The 20075-nt window shown below is 30.8% G+C and carries 24 protein-coding genes; 2 read left to right on the forward strand and 22 right to left on the reverse strand.

What is annotated here, in order from left to right:
- Nucleotides 1-13: 13 nt before the first annotated feature.
- From CN925_RS03550 to comGA, 8 genes are read right to left on the reverse strand one after another with little or no spacing between them, the layout of a single operon-like run.
- Nucleotides 14-541: a shikimate kinase gene (locus tag CN925_RS03550; protein ID WP_098844900.1), complete on the reverse strand. Its 528-nt coding sequence runs from the start codon at nucleotides 539-541 to the stop codon at nucleotides 14-16.
- Nucleotides 542-554: 13 nt separating this feature from the next.
- On the reverse strand, nucleotides 555-953 hold the full coding sequence (locus tag CN925_RS03555) for a hypothetical protein (RefSeq protein WP_098844901.1): 399 nt from the start codon (nucleotides 951-953) through the stop codon (nucleotides 555-557).
- Nucleotides 922-1356, reverse strand: coding sequence for a competence type IV pilus minor pilin ComGF (gene comGF / locus CN925_RS03560; RefSeq protein ID WP_180232830.1), 435 nt, complete (start codon nucleotides 1354-1356; stop codon nucleotides 922-924). The genes CN925_RS03555 and comGF overlap by 32 nt, the downstream gene beginning before the upstream one ends.
- Nucleotides 1337-1666: a pilus assembly FimT family protein gene (locus tag CN925_RS21195; protein ID WP_098844903.1), complete on the reverse strand. Its 330-nt coding sequence runs from the start codon at nucleotides 1664-1666 to the stop codon at nucleotides 1337-1339. The genes comGF and CN925_RS21195 overlap by 20 nt, the downstream gene beginning before the upstream one ends.
- Nucleotides 1653-2084 (reverse strand): competence type IV pilus minor pilin ComGD, encoded by a 432-nt coding sequence (comGD, locus tag CN925_RS03570; protein ID WP_180232832.1) that lies wholly within the window; start codon nucleotides 2082-2084, stop codon nucleotides 1653-1655. The genes CN925_RS21195 and comGD overlap by 14 nt, the downstream gene beginning before the upstream one ends.
- A 7-nt stretch (nucleotides 2085-2091) precedes the next feature.
- Nucleotides 2092-2388 carry a competence type IV pilus major pilin ComGC gene (gene comGC / locus CN925_RS03575; protein ID WP_098844905.1) on the reverse strand — a complete coding sequence of 99 codons (297 nt, stop codon included), beginning with the start codon at nucleotides 2386-2388 and terminating at the stop codon, nucleotides 2092-2094.
- A gap of 11 nt (nucleotides 2389-2399) precedes the next feature.
- Nucleotides 2400-3443: a competence type IV pilus assembly protein ComGB gene (comGB, locus tag CN925_RS03580; protein ID WP_098844906.1), complete on the reverse strand. Its 1044-nt coding sequence runs from the start codon at nucleotides 3441-3443 to the stop codon at nucleotides 2400-2402.
- The gene (gene comGA / locus CN925_RS03585; protein WP_180232833.1) at nucleotides 3436-4497 is read right to left on the reverse strand and encodes a competence type IV pilus ATPase ComGA; all 1062 of its coding nucleotides are present in this window, start codon (nucleotides 4495-4497) and stop codon (nucleotides 3436-3438) included. The genes comGB and comGA overlap by 8 nt, the downstream gene beginning before the upstream one ends.
- Nucleotides 4498-4845: 348 nt before the next feature.
- Between comGA and CN925_RS03590 the strand changes: the two genes are divergently transcribed.
- The gene (locus CN925_RS03590) at nucleotides 4846-5088 is read left to right on the forward strand and encodes a DUF2626 domain-containing protein (protein WP_098844907.1); all 243 of its coding nucleotides are present in this window, start codon (nucleotides 4846-4848) and stop codon (nucleotides 5086-5088) included.
- Nucleotides 5089-5116: 28 nt separating this feature from the next.
- Here the strand turns inward: CN925_RS03590 and CN925_RS03595 are convergent, their stop codons facing one another.
- Nucleotides 5117-6247, reverse strand: a complete 1131-nt coding sequence (locus tag CN925_RS03595; RefSeq protein ID WP_098844908.1) for an SAM-dependent methyltransferase — start codon at nucleotides 6245-6247, stop codon at nucleotides 5117-5119.
- Nucleotides 6248-6258: 11 nt separating this feature from the next.
- Complete coding sequence (locus CN925_RS03600) at nucleotides 6259-6885, reverse strand: MBL fold metallo-hydrolase (protein WP_098844909.1); 627 nt, start codon at nucleotides 6883-6885, stop codon at nucleotides 6259-6261.
- A 157-nt stretch (nucleotides 6886-7042) separates the two neighbouring features.
- Here CN925_RS03600 and CN925_RS03605 point away from each other — a divergent pair, with 157 nt between their 5' ends.
- Nucleotides 7043-7219, forward strand: a complete 177-nt coding sequence (locus CN925_RS03605) for a DUF2759 domain-containing protein (protein ID WP_098233292.1) — start codon at nucleotides 7043-7045, stop codon at nucleotides 7217-7219.
- Nucleotides 7220-7309: 90 nt separating this feature from the next.
- Here CN925_RS03605 and CN925_RS03610 read toward each other — a convergent pair whose 3' ends face one another.
- The 12 genes from CN925_RS03610 to CN925_RS03665 form a co-directional block, all read right to left on the reverse strand.
- Nucleotides 7310-8248 carry a M14 family metallopeptidase gene (locus tag CN925_RS03610; protein WP_180232834.1) on the reverse strand — a complete coding sequence of 313 codons (939 nt, stop codon included), beginning with the start codon at nucleotides 8246-8248 and terminating at the stop codon, nucleotides 7310-7312.
- Between the two features lie 300 nt (nucleotides 8249-8548).
- Nucleotides 8549-10441 carry an LTA synthase family protein gene (locus CN925_RS03615; protein ID WP_098844911.1) on the reverse strand — a complete coding sequence of 631 codons (1893 nt, stop codon included), beginning with the start codon at nucleotides 10439-10441 and terminating at the stop codon, nucleotides 8549-8551.
- A 306-nt stretch (nucleotides 10442-10747) separates the two neighbouring features.
- Complete coding sequence (locus CN925_RS03620) at nucleotides 10748-11722, reverse strand: ROK family glucokinase (RefSeq protein ID WP_098845073.1); 975 nt, start codon at nucleotides 11720-11722, stop codon at nucleotides 10748-10750.
- A gap of 66 nt (nucleotides 11723-11788) precedes the next feature.
- A complete protein-coding gene (locus tag CN925_RS03625; protein WP_098844912.1) occupies nucleotides 11789-11983 on the reverse strand; it encodes a YqgQ family protein in 195 nt (64 codons plus the stop codon).
- Between the two features lie 111 nt (nucleotides 11984-12094).
- Nucleotides 12095-12835, reverse strand: a complete 741-nt coding sequence (locus CN925_RS03630; RefSeq protein ID WP_286138257.1) for a M15 family metallopeptidase — start codon at nucleotides 12833-12835, stop codon at nucleotides 12095-12097.
- 112 nt (nucleotides 12836-12947) lie between these two features.
- Complete coding sequence (locus CN925_RS03635; RefSeq protein ID WP_098844913.1) at nucleotides 12948-13895, reverse strand: L-lactate dehydrogenase; 948 nt, start codon at nucleotides 13893-13895, stop codon at nucleotides 12948-12950.
- Nucleotides 13896-14088: 193 nt separating this feature from the next.
- Nucleotides 14089-14655, reverse strand: a complete 567-nt coding sequence (locus tag CN925_RS03640; RefSeq protein ID WP_180232835.1) for a 5-formyltetrahydrofolate cyclo-ligase — start codon at nucleotides 14653-14655, stop codon at nucleotides 14089-14091.
- Between the two features lie 124 nt (nucleotides 14656-14779).
- Entirely contained in the window at nucleotides 14780-14929 is a 150-nt protein-coding gene (gene rpmG, locus CN925_RS03645) for a 50S ribosomal protein L33 (protein WP_056475024.1), read from the reverse strand.
- Nucleotides 14930-15013: 84 nt separating this feature from the next.
- Nucleotides 15014-16000 carry a nucleotidyltransferase family protein gene (locus tag CN925_RS03650; RefSeq protein WP_098844915.1) on the reverse strand — a complete coding sequence of 329 codons (987 nt, stop codon included), beginning with the start codon at nucleotides 15998-16000 and terminating at the stop codon, nucleotides 15014-15016.
- Between the two features lie 131 nt (nucleotides 16001-16131).
- Nucleotides 16132-16788, reverse strand: coding sequence for a phosphate signaling complex protein PhoU (gene phoU, locus CN925_RS03655; RefSeq protein ID WP_098844916.1), 657 nt, complete (start codon nucleotides 16786-16788; stop codon nucleotides 16132-16134).
- A 20-nt stretch (nucleotides 16789-16808) separates the two neighbouring features.
- Nucleotides 16809-17636, reverse strand: a complete 828-nt coding sequence (gene pstB / locus CN925_RS03660; protein ID WP_098844917.1) for a phosphate ABC transporter ATP-binding protein PstB — start codon at nucleotides 17634-17636, stop codon at nucleotides 16809-16811.
- A gap of 243 nt (nucleotides 17637-17879) precedes the next feature.
- Nucleotides 17880-20039, reverse strand: coding sequence for a peptidoglycan D,D-transpeptidase FtsI family protein (locus CN925_RS03665; RefSeq protein ID WP_098844918.1), 2160 nt, complete (start codon nucleotides 20037-20039; stop codon nucleotides 17880-17882).
- Nucleotides 20040-20075 lie beyond the last annotated feature (36 nt).

Here is a 20075-nt window from a genome sequence, read left to right on the forward strand (position 1 = left end):
TCACCTTACTTTCTTATCGCTTATTTCTACTATCTCCTCCTTTTGAATAATTTAAACAGTCAATGATTTCCAATGCAATTTCAATTGGTGTTAAATTATTCGTTGAAATTACATAATCTGCTTTTTTATATTGTGATTCTCTCCTTTGAAATAACTCTGTCAATTCTTCTACCGATCGATTTACAGCATTAGGTCGATTAGAATCCAAATGTATTCTTTCGTATATTATTTCAATTGGCGTTTCAAGATAAATTATTTTCCCAGTTTTTTTCATATACGCGATGTTTTCATCACGAAGAATGATTCCACCACCTGTTGAAGCAACCATATTTTTTGATAGTAAATTTTTTAATACTTTCGTTTCTATATCGCGAAAGCCGCTTTCACCGAACTCATTAAACAATTTTGGTATGCTTTTGCCTGTTTGAGAAACAATTTCCTCATCTAGATCAATAAATTTTTTGTTTACTTTTTTAGCTAATTCCTTTCCAACAGTCGTCTTACCACACCCCATAAATCCTACTAAATAAATTGCTTCCATTTCATCCTCCAACTTAATCGATCCAATCAGATACTATATTTGTACTTTTTTTATACTTAAATTGAACAATATGTTTTGTTATTTTCGAATTACTACTAGTTAAAGTTACATGATATTCATCATTTGTTATTAAATAAGCATTCAATATAATTTTTGTATTATTATAATACTTAATTGTATTTCCTTGAAGTGGTAAATTACCTTGCTTTAAATCGTAAATTACCTGTGAATGTATACGATCTAGTTTGTTTTGATTTCTCGTATAAGAATAAAAGGTATTAACCGAATGAAAGATATCTATTTGTATTAGAAAAAAAATCAGCAAAATATTTATCATAAAGATGGTATAAGGTAAATATATTCCATCTTCACCAATAAATTTAATTGATAAAGATCCGAATCGTTTTTTCATACACTCCACCATTTAAATCGATTACTTTTACTAAGATTTGCCTTTCGTTTATTTGTACAAAATTAATATCCTTTATATTTTGTAGTACAATTTCATGTCCTGCTCCAAGTCTTTGTCGTCGAACAATCGTTGCATATTTGCGATAACTTATTGTAACTTGATCAAACTCTTCAAAGAGAAGAAGTTCGGTATGAACTGTAAAACTTTTACTCTTATTTGCTTCTTTTTGAACTTCTTTTGTAAAATTATCTAATTCTAATCTATTTAAGGATTCATAACTGTAATTTCGTTTAATAAAACTTCTTAAACTTGAAGTAGATATAGAAATGATCATTAAAAATAAAACAAGTGAAAAAAGTGTTTCTAGTAAAGTAAATCCTTTTTCATTCATTAACTTCTTCACATATTTCACTTTCCTTTTTTCGTTCAGTCCAAATGATACAAATTGAATTAACATGATTTCTATTGTTTATTTCTACAAAGAACTCTCTGCCATTTTTAGTGTAGTTCCCCTCTTTAAAATCTTCTCTGTTAATAAAATAAAGATGAACCATATCAGTTAATAAGTCATCTGCCATGTTGCTAACCGTTAACCTATCTTTTTTTTGTAAAAATAATGACATGGAAGGAACAATCATAAAACAAAAAATAATTAACAAGTTTAACGCAATAATCGCCTCGATAAATGTAAAACCTTTTTCATTTCCGATCATATTTAAATCGACCACTTCCTAAATAAAAAGTAACAATATATTCAGCATTTTTATATTTAATTGAAATTGTTCCAGAACTAGAGATATTACCGTCGGAGTTAAATCTTAGCGGAGGTTTTAATGTAAGGAAAGTTATGTTAATCGATTTGTCAAATTTACGAATAACAACAGGGGAATTTAGTAAATTATCTTCCATTTCATATTTATTTTGATAAAAGATGATCCTAGTAGGAATTTGTTTTATATTTGCGTTCCTTTGTGCAAGAAAAATATCATTTTGAAGCATTTGAATAAATAATGTTAACTTTTGGTCGTCTTCAATCTTCCTTACTTGATTGATCGGTAAAATTAATAACAATATCATAATTGAAAGGACTAATAACATCTCAACAAAAGTAAAACCAAACGAATTACCCACCCTTTTTTTAAGGTATAGATACATTTCCAGTTTCTTTGTCATACGATAATTCAATTTTGTTATTGCATTTATATGTTGTTATATAGCCTTGATCTTTTAAGACAGATAAATTTTCAGGTAATTGTTCATTTTCTAATCGATATGACTCAACACTTGACTGAACCATTTTTTGAAGTGCAGAACATCCTTTCGTTTGAATCGACTGTTGCTGTTTTCCTAAATTTGGTATTACCAACAATAAAAGAAGTGAAATGATAAATAAAACAATTAACATTTCGATTAAAGTAAAACCTTTTTCATTCAAACTAACTCCTCCTATATATTGTTCATTAACTGAAACATTGGAAACAGGATTGCTATATACAATGATAGAATACTTGATGAAATTAGAATTAATATGATTGGCTGAATGATCTTCATTGATCGGTGAAAGTAAGCTTCAATACTCCCCTTTAAATAATCAGCATAATCAGCAAGTTCTTTACTAAGAGTACTATTATTCATGCCATGTTCAATTACAAATATAATATCTTTATGAAATGCACGTTCATTTTTAAATGCTTCCTGCATAGAAATTCCGTTTACGATTTGATTGTAAAAGATTACTGTTTTTTCTTTTATAAAAGTCCTACTATCATTATTTTGCATCGTTTTTAATGCGTCAACAATGGGAAAACCAGCATGTAATAAAATACTTAACTGCATTGAAAATTCATAAGTATTCATTGTAATTAAATACTTACTTATTAGTGGAATTTGAATTAATTTATCCATCCGCTCAATTGCATTTAATTTATTAATGACGAATAAGGATCCATAAGTGATTAATCCAATTAGGAAAAGAGAAGAAAACAATATCGTAGGTAAGCTTTTTATAACTTGTAGATAGATAAAAATAAAGGAATTCTGATTGGTGTGGAATGTTGAAAATAGCATTTCATATTGAGGAATGATAATATTTCTAAACAAAAATAAAATTAGCAACAATATTGTGATTAAAAAAATAGGATACCCCATGATTTTTCTTATGTAAGCTCTATGTTGAATCTTTTTTGTAAGCATAAAACTGCCTTCTCTTAGCGCTAAAGACAAATCACCATGCTTTTCTGCATAATACAAGTAAACAAGTATATCTTGATGAAGTCCAAGCATTTTCGCAAAATCGATGAACGATTTTCCTTCCACTAAAGCTATATTAGCTTTGTAAATCAATTCTTTCAGGTTATCTGGAAATTGAATCGTTAAGAATTCAATTGCTTGAATTAGAGGGTAACCTTTTTCTAATAGTTCTCCCAAAATTTTTAAGAGCTTAGCTTGTTCAATATAAGTTAATTTTTTTTTATTAATAAATTTACCCATAGATTATACTTCGATCCAAATGTTTATTATCAATAAAACCTAAGGCATAACCTTTAATAAGTTGACTATTTAATGTAGAGAATTGAACATCTTCATGAATTCCTCTAAATTCATTAATAACCGAATTTAGAGCATTTCCATAAAGTAATTCAAATACCCCCAATCTTCTGTGTCTACGATTAACAAAACAACTTGGTTCACATTCAACTTCACAAAAACGACATTTTATTGGAACTAATCTTTGCGAAACGATCGCAACCATTGCCTGAAATAATTCTTCTTTAGGTATACCAAGCTCTAACATTCGATATAATGCACCTTTTGTATTATTAGAATGAATAGTCGTTAATACTAAATGGCCGGTCAATGCTGCACGAACCGCAATTTTTGCAGTCTCTTCATCCCTAATCTCTCCTACCATTACGATATCTGGGTCAGATCGAAGAATAGCTTTTAATCCTGTTGCATATGTTAAGCCTGCTTTTTCATTAACTTGGACTTGAAAATATTCATCTGATCTCCTTTCAATCGGATCCTCTAATGTGATAATATTTCTTGCTATATCTTCTTTTGCTGACTGTAATAAGGAATATAATGTTGTTGATTTCCCACAGCCAGTTGGCCCTGTAAACATCATTAACCCATGTGAATGATGTAATAAAGACAAAAGTTTACGCGTTGTAGATGGGAATAATGAAAGACTTTCTATTGGAGCAACTTTTTGTTGGGGATGAATACGAATAACCATAGACTCATCAATAATCGTTGGTAAAGTTGCAAGGCGAAGTGATAATAAAACTTCATTAATGTTAACAACTAAAATTCCTGTCTGCGGGCGTCTAATTTCTCCTATATCCATACTTCCTAAAAATTTCAAATGCATGATGATCCTCTTGGACTGCTCTTTATTTAATCGTTGAATCAGTTTCAACTCACCATCAACTCGAAAAAGAATTTGTACATCATCCTTTTTTGGTAATAAATGAATATCCGATGCTCCAAAATGGCAAGCTTTTTTTAGCAGTTCTTCAACCATTTTTTCTACTGATACCAATTTTATTCCCCCTTTCTATTATCGCAATTATAATTTTGTTTCACTAAGCTATCAAATCATGATAATTAAGAAACTGAATGAAAAATTTATATTTAGCTAAAAATTATAGACAAACTAAAGTTAATTTATCGAAATAATGTACGAGAATGTCAAATTTATATCATAAAATATAAAGTATGTTTTCAAATCAATGTATAGAAAATTATAAAATAAGAAAAATAATATCAGTTATGGTTAATTTCTTTATCATTAGAATCATTTAGAATTGTATTAATACATTGTTTACAATTGTAACTTTCTTATTTTATAATAATGAATGGGTAGAAATTTTTTATGGGGGGATTTAGGATGGATCGAATGTTCCGCGTTCTAGGATTCTGGACTGCTATATTTACGGTAATGTTCTTTGTTGGACATATGTCAGCAGCTGCACTTATTTTCGCATGTCAAACAGCATTTTTCGTAGTATTAGGCTATCTAAAGCTTTCTGAGCGTATGTACATCTATATCTTTGGCGCATACTTAACTGTGTTCTTTATTGGATTTACATATTATAGTACTTTCTTATTAGTACCTAGCTTTGGTGAATAATAAAAAACCAGTCATATGACTGGTTTTTTTATTTGTATTCATTTAATAAAATCAATTCATTCAACTTAGAGTGATCACTTGTTGACATATCTTTTGTTTGTAATAACCATTGAAATGAATCGCTTATTCCCCCTGGCATGATTAAAGATTGAACAGCTCTATTTTGTTTATATTCACTTGAAAATGGATTTGATTGAGCATGCGGAATAAGCCAATTAAATATTCCAAAATCTAAAAGTGCATCTCTTTGGCTAGAAAAGTATAGATTTTCAATATTATTCTGTAACCCCAACTTTTTTAATTCATCCCAGTGAATATGAGTTGTAATGTCCATTTGCCCTAAATTCTCTAGTAGGTTGGATTTCATTTCATGTTTGTAATAACCACGCAAACTTCCCTTAATTCGATGGGGTGCATCCCATTCTTCCCTAGTAAAACCATAATCAACTGTTAAAATGATTCCTTTACTAATTTTCGATTGTAAAAGTTCATAAACTTTTTCCATACCAACAGGAATTTCAACTCTTTGCCCATTTTTTCCTATAAAATTGGATCTACTTAAAAAATCAATGATGATTTGATCGTGGATCTTAACGAGATTTTCTTTCAAATTATTTAGTTCATCACTAATAATGACAACTTCATGCCATTCATTTTGATTAAATTCAACTACTCGAACAGGTAAAGCATCAAACAATTCGTTTGAAAATACCATACCATTTTTGATTTGCTGGATTTCTATTAAATTTGAAAAGTATTTACAATTCAAATGGTTCGCCAATAATTCCATTTGTAATTTACGATGATACGTACTTGCATCAATAATATAGTAAGTTAAATTATGATAAATTTCAGGCTCTTTTTTTTCACAGTAAGAAAGAAAGGCGGATGCGAATCTGCCATTTCCACCACCAACTTCAATAAAAAAAGGTTCGATTAGCTTATTTTTAACAAAGCGACAAAATGAAGCTGCAATTACTTCTCCGTATACTGAACCTACTGAGCTTGTTGTATAGAAATCGCCTTTTCGTCCAATTTTTTCATTTGCTTTTAGATAATAACCCATCTCATGATCATAAAGCACTAACGAAATAAATTGATCATATGTAATGAAACCTTTTTTGCTATTATTTATCGCATTAATAATAATATTTTTCATCGTATACCTTATTATAAAAATGGATTATGTCTTTTCTCATCACCAATTGTTGTAGTTTCTCCATGCCCACTACAAACAACGACATCATCTGGTAAAGAAAGAAGCTTACCCTTTATACTTCTAATCAACTGATCGTGATCCCCACCAGGTAAATCAGTTCGTCCAATACTTCCTTCAAATAATGCATCACCAGAAAATACTGTTTTTATTTCTTTACAATAAAATGAAACACTTCCCGGTGAATGTCCTGGAGTTTCAAAAATTGAAAATAAAAAACGACCAATTTCCATTTTACCTTCTTTTTCAATTAAAAGATCTGCTTCTCTTGCAAAAATTGACTGATTTCTCATAAATAATTCAGAACCATTTTTTTGCCCATCTGTTAACCAATCTGCTTCATATTTATGAATATAAACGGGTATATTATATTCATCACGCACATCATCAACAGCCCCAATATGATCAAAATGGGCGTGGGTTAAAAGAATCGCTAATGGCTTTAATTTATTTTCTTCAATAACATTAAAGATTACATGTGCTTCTTCGCCCGGATCAAAAATTACGGCTTCATTCATATCATTGCTTAAGATATAACAATTAGTTTGTAATGGACCTAATGGTAATTGTAAAACATTCATATTTATACCCTGCTTTCTTTTTTAATCTATCTAATACTATATCATAATTTTGTTTTAGCACTTAATTTCAAATAGACAATTGTTCACAAAAGTTTTACAATAATAATGATGTGATAGCAAACAGGGGTTGCTTGAAGAAATTTATAGGGGGTTTACAATGGGTACAGTTATTATTTTTATATTAGTAGCTATTCTATGTGTTCCAGCATTAATTGGATCATTAAAGAATAAGAACTTTTTAGCCGTTTTTTGGTCAGGTGCTACATTAGTTTTATTTGCTTGGTTTGCCATTATGACAATTTTACATAACGGTTATCCACCAGCGCACTTATAATATTTATTTCCATATGAAATGAACAAATTTCTACATAAAGAAAACATGTTCTAAAATAAAAAAGCTGACTAAATTGTCAGCTTTTTTATTTTAGGATGACTGGATTGAGTTGAAATTTTCTAAGTTAAATAATGACGTTAACAATATTGGAAACGTCTCGGAAAAAATGGATTCAAACATAGAAAGTGGCAATGGATTTATTCCTTTACCTAATTCAAGTGTAAATCCTGGTTTCCTAAAATGTTGGATATACCAATCTTTATAACCTGCATGGCTATCAATTGTTTTTACTGCCTTATAAGGACTAACAGTAGAAAAATAGTTAGCATAAACTTCCGAGATGGGTGGTTCTAGATGATCATATCCCCAATAAAATTCCTTACCTTGAGTATGCAAACATAAAATAAGATCAAACTTTCTTTCAATAGCTAAATTACTCATTGCGATTGTTTCCGGTTCAGTTAATGGAGCATCTCCTGGATAATCTCTAGGAGAGAATGTTTTTTGTTTCTTTCGTTCTTTTTCAATTTCCCAATTTGCAGGAAATTGATTGTTTAAATCAACACCTCTTATATTTGCTTTCCATCCAGTAAAACCATCATTTCCTTCGTTAATTTTATGAACGAATTCCATATAATCACTTTGATCCACAGTTCCATTGATCGCTAAATTTACCCCATCAGGATTCACCATAGGAACAATCGATAAGGTATTTTCATTAAATAATTGGCATAGTTCTTTATGAAACGGCAACTCCTCATTTTTTAAAGTGTTACATATCCAATAAAGCATTTTCATGATTACACAAGTTGTAATCCATTCATTTGCATGAAAAGAACCATTCCAATGTATCTTTCTATGCCCATTTCCGATCTGAATCTCATAAATAGGCTGATTTAAAACACTGTGTCCAATCGTATTTAATTGAAGAAAAGGGAATTCTTGTACTAATAAACTAATATCTTTCGAAAGTTCATTAAAATCATATCTTCTTGCATGAAAGAATAAAGTCTGATTGTTTTTATACAAAAGTTTCACCTCATCAGTTATTTTCTAATTAATTGTATGTCATTAAAATAAAGAAAAGCACTTTCGTTAAAGAAGTGCTTTATTTAGCGTTTAACCGGGGCATATTGAATTTTTAAAGCTTATTGAGTCCACCGGTTGCAAGGTGGCTCAGTGATGGAGCTAGAAGATACTACAAGACGAAATTAACGAGGTATAAAAGTCTAGGCACACTTAAAAGTAACATTCCTTTCATAAAAATGACTAACTACTTTTTTTAGTAATATAAAAAAAGCACTCCCATTAAGGAAGTGCTTTTCTTGTTTATTCAAACTTCGTAGCAGCTTTTTTATATTTAACTTCATAGAAACGAAGTAAATCTTTATAAATAATTGAGTTTGAATACTCAAGAGATTTATTTGCTTTTGCTAAGTCTTCTTTAGGTGGTTTTTGTCCTTTTAATTCTTCACCAGTATTTGGATCATACATCTTCTCACCAGTGTAAATATATTTATCAGTAACAATTGTACCATCACGGAAAACTACAAAGTTTTTGTGTTTAGGTGAGAAAATATCATTACCAAAGTTAATAGATGTTTTATTTGGATCTTCACCTAATAAGTTTAAAATTGTAGGTTTAACATCAATTTGACCTGCAACTTTATGAATTGTTTCACCTTTAGTTTGTCCAGGTACGTGGATAAAGAATGGTACTTTTTGTAATTTAACATGTTCTGCAGGTGTAATATCTTGTCCTAATACTTCACTCATTGCACGGTTATGGTTTTCAGAAATACCATAGTGGTCACCATACATAACAATGATTGTATTATCATATAAACCTTTTGCTTTCATTTCTTCAATGAAATGTTTAATTGATTCATCTAAATATCGAACTGTTGTTACATAGTTATCAACAGTTTGGTCTCCAGTTGTTAAACGTGGGATCATTAAATCCTCATCATTTAGTTCGAATGGATAATGGTTTGTTAAAGTAAGCATACGATTGTAGAACGGTTTAGGCATAGAAGCCATTTTGTCTACTGATTGCTGAACGAAATATTCATCTTTAAGTCCCCAACCAATTGACGTTTCTGGAGTAACTTTATAGTCAGATTCATTATAATAACGATCGTAACCAAGACTTGGATACATCATATCTCGGTTCCAGAACGATTTGTTGTTCGAATGCATTACTGAAGTATAGTACTTTTGATCTTGTTTTAAAATTGCTGGTGTAGCAGTAAACGTATTACCACTGTTTGTAAAGTATACAGCACCACGATCTAACGGGAATAAACTATTATCAATTAAGAATTCAGCATCAGATGTTTTACCTTGTCCAGTTTGGTGGTAAAAATTATCAAAATAATAACTTTCTTTCGTAAATTTATTTAAGAAAGGAGTAATTTCTTGTCCATTAATTTTTCGTCCAATTACGAAATTTTGTAATGATTCTAATGAAACTACTACTACGTTTTTACCTTTATATTTACCGTGTAATTGTGCATTCACACCAGTATCATTAGCACGAATAAAGTTTTCGATACCTGCTAATTCACTATCATCAGCCATCGCTTTTTGAGCAGATGTTTTTGATTGAATAACCATATCATACATATGATAATTGTATAATCCTAAGAATTTAACAATGTATTCTCTATCGAATGAACGTGTTAATAATTGTGGACGTTCAGTTTCTGCTAAACCAAGGTTAACTAAGAAAATAGCAACCGCTGCTAAGAAATAAGCTGTTCTAGCTTTCCCTTTAATGTTCGCAGTAGTAAAGAATTTTTTACCCCAGAAATAATTTACCGCAATTAAGATAAAAATATCTGAAAAAGCTAAGATTGTTTTATAGCTGATCATTGCTTTAACACTTGAACCTAAATCCGAAAAGTTTCGTGTCATAAATAAAACTGGAATCGTTACGAAATCGTCAAAGAATGAATAATAAGCTGTATCAGCTATTAAAATAAAGGACATGATAATCGAAATCCAAATAATTGCTCTATTTCGTTTCGGTCCTTTTGCAAAAAGAGCTATACCTATAAATATTAATAATGAAGATATAGGCGCAATTATTAAAATAAATTGTTGCATTGAATTTTCAATTTCTAAATCAAAATAAAATTCGCTTAGTAAAGTTGCTTTAATCCATAAAAGGAATACAGCAAGTAACGGGAATCCAAAGTTTTTAATAAACTTTTTCCACATATTCTGTTCCTCCTCTTGTTAAGACTATTAATCTATTTTATCTTTTATAATACCATGTTTGTCATTTCACATATCTATTTTATTGGCATTTAAATACCAAGAATTTTTGAAATGATTCATACAATTTTTTAGCCACTAAATGTATGGATCAATAAAATTTATTTGACGTAACCTTAGGTTTTTTTCTAACGTCATTCAATTTATCATAAAGTAGTTCTGTCGTCAAATAACTAATTTTTTTTTCAATTCAATTTCAATACAATAAACATAATAAGGTACTTCAATTAGAAGTACCTTAAATTTAAGTTAAATTTCATTAGTAATAAATTTTTTTACTAAATATGCCGCTCCAATTGCTCCTGCATCGTTCCCTAACTTCGCAATTGAAAGTTTTGTCGAATCACGCACTGTAGTGAAAGCAAATTCATCAAAATATTTCTTTAATGGTTTTAATAACAGTTCACCTGCATTTGATACTCCGCCTCCAATAATAATATTTTCAGGATTTAGAGTATTTCCAACTCCAGCTAATACTAAAGCAAGATATCTCATGACATGATTAACGATTTCTTCTGCTACTTCATCACCATTCGAATAAGCTTCAAAAACATCCTTAGATGTAATTGGTGAACTATTCGACATTTCTTTTAAAACTGTTTCCTTTGTCGTATTTTGTAATTTCTCGTTTGCGATTCTTGCAATTCCAGTGGCTGAAGAAATTGTTTCTAAGCATCCCGTTTTTCCACAGTTACATAATACTCCATTTTCAAGTTGTACTGTTATATGGCCAATTTCTCCTGCAGATCCACTAATTCCATGGGCAACATCTCCATTTACGATTACGCCCCCACCTACTCCTGTTCCAAGCGTAACCATTACTACGTCTTTTGCGCCATATCCAGCACCTTTCCACATTTCACCAACAGCTGCTATATTTGCATCATTATCAACGATTACGGGAATACCTGATTCCTTCTCTAAAATTTCTTTTAAAGGAAAATTAACCCAACCTAAGTTTACTGCTGCAAATATTAGTCCATCTTCTAATCGAACCGAACCTGGTGCCCCAATACCAATTCCAGCAATATCTTCTTTTGTCTTACCCATCTGTTTAAGCTTTTCTTCAATTGCAATTGTAATCGTTTTAGGAATATGCTTACCACTATCAGATTTATCTGTTGGTACTTCCCATTTATCGATGAATTCCCCGTTATTTGTTAATAGTGCCAATTTAATGCTTGTACCACCTAAATCTACACCTACAATCATTTTAGCCATAATGCCTTCTCCCTTCACAGTGAAATCGTTTGCAATAGATTCTAAAAAAAACGATTTCTTCAAACCGTTTTATTTTTTAATTTGATCCATCTCTTTTTTTAATATCATGGTTGCAACTTGTAAATCTTTACTTTCAAGTATATTCGCTAAAAATAATTCTTTCAGCTCATCTTGCATTAACATCAAGTCAGCTAATCGATCACCTGTATAAATAATGGTGCCATAACTTTTTAGAAATTGTTGAATGTCATATACGGATTTCATACTTAACTCCTATAATTTTATCTTTCTAAATATGTAATAAGTATAAGTTGGAAACGATTACTCGTCAATGTGAAATACCAAACAAACCATTTATTTTATAGGCAATTTTAATTATTTTTTAGGCATCATTACTTCCTCTAAAGCTAAATCATTTTCATACAAATATGTAGCGTATTTAATGCCGATATATCTAATATGCCATGGCTCATAATTGTATTTGGTACTATTTACTTTGTCCTCTGGATATCGAATAATAAATCCAAATTCATGTGCATGGTCAGAAAGCCACACTCCTTCTTTCGTTTCTCCGAATTCTTGTTCAAGCTTGTTTGCAAAATTTGGAGATGAAACATCGATTGATAATCCAGTTTGATGTTCGCTTGTACCAGGAACAGCACTAAAAGATTGAGTCCAATCTTCGCCATAAATTTGTAAATAATAATTATACAAGCTTTTTTGTCGTTCAAAAGAGCGATATGCTGAAACTGGAGTAAGTTTTATGCCATTTGTTTCTGCTCTTTCAAATAACATTTCTAAAGCATGAGCTGCCTCTTTCCTCATTAATGTCTTATCTTTGTTTACACCATGTAAAGGAACGATCGGATAAATTAAATCTGGCGGTATATATCCATCTGGTAACTTTCTTTCTTTATTAATTAACACTAAATTAGAAGTAGGATTCGTAACAGTTAATAATCCATTCTCAGCTTCAATCGCTGTATCATCGTAATTAGGAAATTTCAATGAATTCTCTTTATGCTTTTTTAGATGATATATACCTAAAAATAGTGCTAGTCCAATAATGAATATGATCATTAACACCCATGTGTATTTACCCTTTATTTTTTTCAAAATTACCTCCTTAACATCTTTATGATACTTTTACAATATTAAAAAATGTCATATTTTTCAATCTTTTTAAACACAAAGACCTCTTTCAATTTAGAAAGAGGTCTTTGTTGTTTTATAAAATAGGCTCCATTGTTTTTCTTAATGTGTCTACAGATTTTTTAAACTGACGTTGCTCTAAATCATTTAAATCAAGTTCAACGACTTCGCGAATTCCACCACGATTAATGACTGCTGGAACGCCAATATATATATCGTGTTCTCCATATTCTCCATCTAAATATGCAGAAACTGTAATAATACTATTCTCATTTTTTAAAATCGCTTTTGTTAATCTAACTAATCCCATTCCAATTCCGTAATATGTTGCACCTTTTTTCTTTATTATGTGATATGCAGCATCACGTGTATTTAAAAAGATTTCATCAAGATCTCTTTGGCTAAATTGTGGATTTTTCTTTAATACATGATGTACAGGTGACGTACCAATATTTGTTTTAGACCAAACTGGTAGTTCACTATCACCATGTTCTCCTATAATATATCCATGGATATTTCTTGCATCAACATTAAAATAATCTCCAAGCATATATCTAAAACGTGCAGTATCTAAACTTGTTCCAGATCCGATTACTCTTTCTTTTGGTAATCCTGAAAATTTCCAAGTTGCATAAGTTAAAATATCTACTGGATTTGTGGCAATTAAAAAGATACCGTCAAACCCTGAAGCCATAATTTCTCCAACAATCCCTTTAAAAATAGCGCAATTTTTTGCAACTAAATCTAAACGAGTTTCTCCAGGCTTTTGAGCTGCTCCAGCTGTAATGACGACTAAACAAGCATCTTTACAATCACTATAGTCTCCAGCCCAAATTTTTGTTCTTGAATCTACAAAAGGTAAACAATGGCTTAAATCCATTGCGTCTCCTTCCGCTTTATCCTTATTTAAATCGATCATAACTAGTTCTTCAGCAACACCTTTATTTAACATACCAAAGGCATAGCTTGCTCCTACTGCGCCTGTTCCGATCAATGCGACACGATTTACTTCTTTGTGTAACATAATATCCACCTCATTTGTGATTAAAAGTGTAAGTAATTGGGACTTCTATATTATATATGTATATCCACTAAAAAGTTTGTGAAACTTTTTACAAATTTGTTACAGTTTAAGTCGTGTACAAATTTGATTTATTCATCATTAGACTAAAATTAAGTCTATCCTATTTTCAATCAAATCGTGTCACATTATGCACTTAGTCAATCGCTTTTATAATTCTTGATTCTGTTAAAATTAACGGCATTTTAATGTCATGTTTTTCTGTTGGTAGTTCATCAATGATTTGGATATCATATGCTAAGGCTAAGAGTTGATTAGTATAATCTTCTAAGTAACGATCATAATAGCCACCACCATATCCAAGTCTTTTTCCACTTTTTGTATAGGCTACTCCAGGAACAATTATTAAATCGATTAATTCTTTCTTTATTTCCTCACATTTTTCTTCAATTGGCTCTTGTATTCCAAAATACCCTTTCTTTAAATCATCGAATGAATTAATTTTGTAAAAGTGCATTTTTCTTGTTTCATGGTTACATTTAGGCACAACAACTGATTTATTCATTTTCCAACAAGTAGTGATTAAATACTTAGTATTTATTTCATGCTCCATTGGCATAGTCGTTGCGATAAGATCTGCACTCTTCATTTGTTCTGTACTTAATAATTTTTCTATAATTAGTTTGGACTTTTCGTCTCTGTCCGTTACTGAAATATTTTTCAAGTTTTTCATCATTAAATTTCTAATTTCTTTTTTTTCCATGATACTTGCCTCCATAGGTCAGGTTTAAGTTCTCTATAAGTAAAGCGTTGTATAGAAGAAAAAATATATTCTAACTAAAATTATAATTTAAAAATAAAAAAAACAGTAGGAAAATTCCTACTGTTTACTTTGTTTCGCGATGAACTGTAACTTTTTTAAGTCTTGGGCAATATTTTTTAAGCTCAAGACGGTCTGGGTTATTACGTTTATTTTTAGTAGTGATATAGTTACGATCTCCGCATTCTGTACATGCTAATGTAATATTTACGCGCATTAATTTTCCCTCCTGACATAGTGACATAATCAGACTTGTATATAATAACATTCTTTCGCGATAATTTCCATAGTTTTTATTGATTCAATGTATTTCTTTTGATATTTTTTTTATTGAATTATGTACAAACTTATTTTCATAATTCAGAGTGTATTTTTGAAAGACAGCTTGATGATGTAATACACTACCTTGATCGATTCGAATATTAGAACTAATCGACACATATGGGCCAATTACACAGTTCTCTTCAATCGTAACATCATTTCCAATAATAACAGGTGAAACAATCTTTACATTATTATTTATCGTTACATGCTCACCTAAAAAGATTCTCGGCAATATTTGAACAGCAGGAATAGGTAAGTTTAATTTCTCTTCAATCCAATCTACGTTAAGCTTGGCAAACCGTCTAGGTGTCCCATAATCAATCCAATAACCTTTTAATGGATAGGCATTTAATCTGATATTATTTTTTAGCATTAAAGGTATCAGGTCATTACTAATGTCAAAATAACGATTTTCTGGAATTTGAAATAATAATTCAGGATTCATGATATAAATTCCGGTATTAACTAATTTACTAATTTCACTACCTTCATTCGGCTTTTCTATAAAATCGATTATTTGTCCATTTTTTACTTTTACATTTCCGTATGATCCACATTTATCAACTTGTTTTACAAACATAGAAAATCTACTTTTACTTTCTAAATGAATTTTTATTGCCTCTCTAATATCACCGTCAAATAAAATATCACCATTCACTAATAGAAAAGGTTCATTAAGAAAATGCTTAGAAAGTCTTAAACAACCAGCAGACCCTAAACTTTTTTCTTCTATAATATATTCAATTGAAACATTTTTTAATTTCATTGCATTGATCGTCTCGATTATTGATTGGGACATATAATGAAGCTGAATGATAAATTCATCAAAGCCAAGTCTTGTTAAATGTAATATTAAATGCTCAATTGCCGCTCTATTTGCGATTGGTAATAGTGGCTTAGGAATGTTGTTAGTAATTGGTAAAAGCCTTTGACCATATCCTCCAGCTAAAATAACAACCTTCATTTATTACCACCTCAATATCTCTTACTAGTTTAAGAAGTATGCTTAATATTACATAAATATGACAAAAGGGCATTTAGATAAATTTTGTCTAAAACGCCCTTTTAACTTATTTATAAACAAATCTTTTGTTATTATTGATTTAAAAAATAATGTTTCCCTTTAACTAGATAATAAATATTTTCTGCAATATTTGTTGCATAATCTGCAATTCTTTCAAGATATCTACAAATAAATGCCATTTGCATAATATTGGATACATGCTCAGGTGAATTTGCCATACTCGTCATTAGAGTTCTAACAGTCGTTCCATATAATTCATCAACAAGATCGTCAATTTCACCAATCTCTTTGGCAGCTTGTAAATCTTCTGTACGGTATGCTTCTGAAGCTTTTGTTAACATATCTATGCCAAGTTCATGCATCTTTTCTATATTCTCAAGTGGCAATGTTTCTTGACGACTACGAATTCGAATTGTCGACTTTGCGATATTTACCGCATAATCTGCAACGCGTTCAAGATCATGAGCAATCTTAATAGCCGTTAAATTTCTTCTCAAGTCTACAGCAACTGGTTGTTGTCTTGTAATAATCACTAAAATTAATTCATTAATTTCTTTTTCTAATTTATTTATACGGTCATCTTCGTCAATTACTTCTAAAGCAGTTTCAACATTTTCTGTACGAAATGCCTCCATACTTTTAATAACTGCTTTTTTTGTTTTCTCAGCTAATTCGATGATCATTTCTTGTAATGATTTTAAGTCTGCTTCAAATTGATTTCTCATCACTATTCACCTGTTCCCTTCTATTATCCGAATCGTCCGGTAATATAATCTTCCGTACGTTTATCTTTCGGTGTTGAGAACAGTTTATTGGTATCTGAGAACTCAACTACTTCACCGCTTAAAAAGAAAGCAGTTTTATCCGAAACACGAGCTGCTTGCTGCATATTATGGGTAACAATAATAATACTAAAATCTTTTTTTAAATCGTGAATTAACTCTTCAACTTTTAAAGTTGAAATAGGATCTAGTGCTGAAGTTGGTTCATCCATCAAAATAACATCCGGCTCGATGGCTAAACAGCGGGCGATACATAAACGTTGTTGTTGCCCTCCAGAAAGACCAAAAGCATTCTCATGCAAACGATCCTTAACCTCATCCCATATTGCTGCGCCTTTTAAACTTTTTTCAACAATCCGATTTAAGGTAGCTTTATCTTTAATACCATGAATTTTTGGTCCATATGCAACGTTTTCCCAAATCGACTTAGGAAATACGTTTGGCTTTTGGAATACCATTCCCACCTGTGTTCTTAATTCTTCAACTGGATAGTTTTTATCAAAAATATCTTGTTTGCGGTAAAGAATCTTTCCTTCTGTTCGAACTGAAGGGACTAACTCAACCATTCGATTTAATGTTTTTAAATAGGTCGATTTACCACATCCACTAGGTCCAATAATTGCAGTAACTTCATTCTCATAAATACTTAAATTTATATTTTTCAATGCCTTATCTTGTCCATACCATAAATTTAAATCTTGAGTATCATATACAACTGATTTATTTACGTTTGTACTTAGCTCTTCAAACTCTTCATTTTTAATATGATTCTCTCTATTTAATGTCATTGTCATTACTTTTGTCCCCTCTCATCCTAAAGGAAGCTTTCTATTATCTAAAAATTTTCTTAACAATCGATAACATTTAAAATCGTTTAATTCAGTAATACATTACACGAATAATCATATTCTCAAACTATTAAACCTGTTTTAACCGAATGTAAAGATTATGTAAATAAGTTCAGACGGTGAAGGAAGGGTGTTGAATAGAAGTTGTTTTCCAAATAAAAAAGAGAAGGGTCTGCCCCCTTCTCTTCCCTATTGAGTTTTATTTTGAGTGTTTTGTTTATCTTGATTGTCTTGTTTATCTAGAATGTCTTTTGGTTCATCGTTATAAATTGATTGTCTTTCTTTTTTCAATTTAAAGTATTCATCCATAATATCTCGGCCAATGTATTTATTAACAGGCGCTTGGTCAGTTTGTAACCAAGGAACTACTACTACAAAGGCAATTTCAGGATTGTCATATGGAGCATATCCCATCAATGTTTCATTATAAGTTTTTTGTGGCCCGTTGTATTTTTTACGATCTGGACCGTCGTATACAGATTGGGCTGTACCTGTTTTACCAGCTACTTTATAGTCTACACCCGTGAAGTATTTTCGAGCTGTACCACCAGTCTCATTATATACTTTGATAAAACCTTGTTTAACATGATCGATGTATGATTGTTTCATATCGATTCGATTTAATATTTTAGGCTTAATTTCTTGTCTAATGACACCATTATCTTCACCAATTGAAGGTTGTCTCAATTCTTTTGCAACATGTGGTTGAATTCTGTAACCGCCATTTGCGATTGTAGATACATATTGTGCTAATTGAAGTGGTGTATACGTATCATACTGCCCAATCGCCATATCTAGTAGGAAACCTGGGCTTTTGTCTACACCTTTAAATCCAATTGCTTCATTTGGTAAATCAATTCCAGTTTTAACGCCAAGTCCGAATTGACTAAAACTTTTTCGGAATGTATCAAACGCTTTTACATCGATATCTAATGGCCTATTTTCTACGTAATGTGCTTTTCCAATAGCCATAGCTGTTCGGAACATATAAACGTTTGATGAATACTTAAGCGCATCTAAATCATTAATCCAACCGAAGTTTTTATATGAAGCTTTCACTGGTGTACCAGCAATTCTAATTGGTGTATCGTATAGCCTTTGCCCTGGAGTAATTGCCCCTGTTTGATAACCAGTTAAAAGAGTTGCACCTTTTACAGTTGAACCCATCTCATAAGATGAAGTAAGATTTCCTGTTGCGTAATCTACTATTTTATTTTTCCCTGTCTTTTTGTCTTTAACAATCTGCTTACCAGACATCGCTAAAATTTCACCTGTATTTGGATTAATCATCGTAACAAATGCACGGTCTAAATAACGACCATTTGACGTTGCTTTAGCTTTTATAAGCTCTCTTTTAACGATTTCATCAACTTTACCTTGAAGTTCAATATCAATTGATAGTACTAAATCACTTCCGGGTTCCCCTTCTGTAATCACTTTCGTATCAACCACATTTCCGTTTGAATCAATAACATTTTGTGCTTTACCTTTTGTACCACGTAAAACATCCTCATACTGCTTTTCAATATAACTTTTCCCTACACGATCATTACGGTCATAACCACGCGCTAAATAATAATCAACATTTTGAGCAGGTAATCCTTCTTTTTCAGAAGTAATATTACCTAAAATAGTTCGGAATGTATCTTCATAAACGTATTTTCTTTCCCAATTTGTCGTTACATCTACACCTGGAAGCTCGTCCAAATGTTCGCTAACTGTAGCATATTCTTTTTCAGTAACTCCTTCACTTTTAATTGTTTGAGGAGTTAGTGCATAACCAGCACTCATCTGCTTGTAAATTGCAAGTATTTGTAAGTCATTTGCACTAAGTGAATTGATATCATCCTCTGTAATTTTATCAATTTGCAAATTATAGTAAGCTTTATTATATGCAGCGTCATCATCTTTATTTTGAGCTTTTAATGTTTTATTCTCTTTTTTGGATACTAGTTTTTTTGCATCTTTAGGATTTGTTAATAACCAATAATCTTTTTTATCTCGTTCTGTAATTTTATTAGTTGGCATATTAAGATAAGTTTTTAACTTTTTAGCCATTGTTAATAGCTCACCTGAAGAAGTACCTTTTTTTCTTGTATACGTAATTGTACGCAAAGGCGTATTATCTACGACAACATTTCCGTTTCGATCTAAAATTTTCCCCCTTGGTACAGCTTGATCGACGGTCATATTTTCTGTACGTTCTAACTCTAATTTATAGTCTTCACCTTTAACAATTTGTACGACACCTAATCTTAGAATTAAAACAGAAAATAAGACAAACACAAGAAAAAATAATGTATTCAGTCGTGTTGGTAATGTAATTTTATATTTCTTAGGCTTATTCATTTTTTCTCCTCTTTTTTCTACAAATACTAATTCTAC

The organism is Bacillus sp. AFS055030, assembly GCF_002574545.1.
Classification (GTDB): Bacteria; Bacillota; Bacilli; order Bacillales; family Bacillaceae_G; genus Gottfriedia.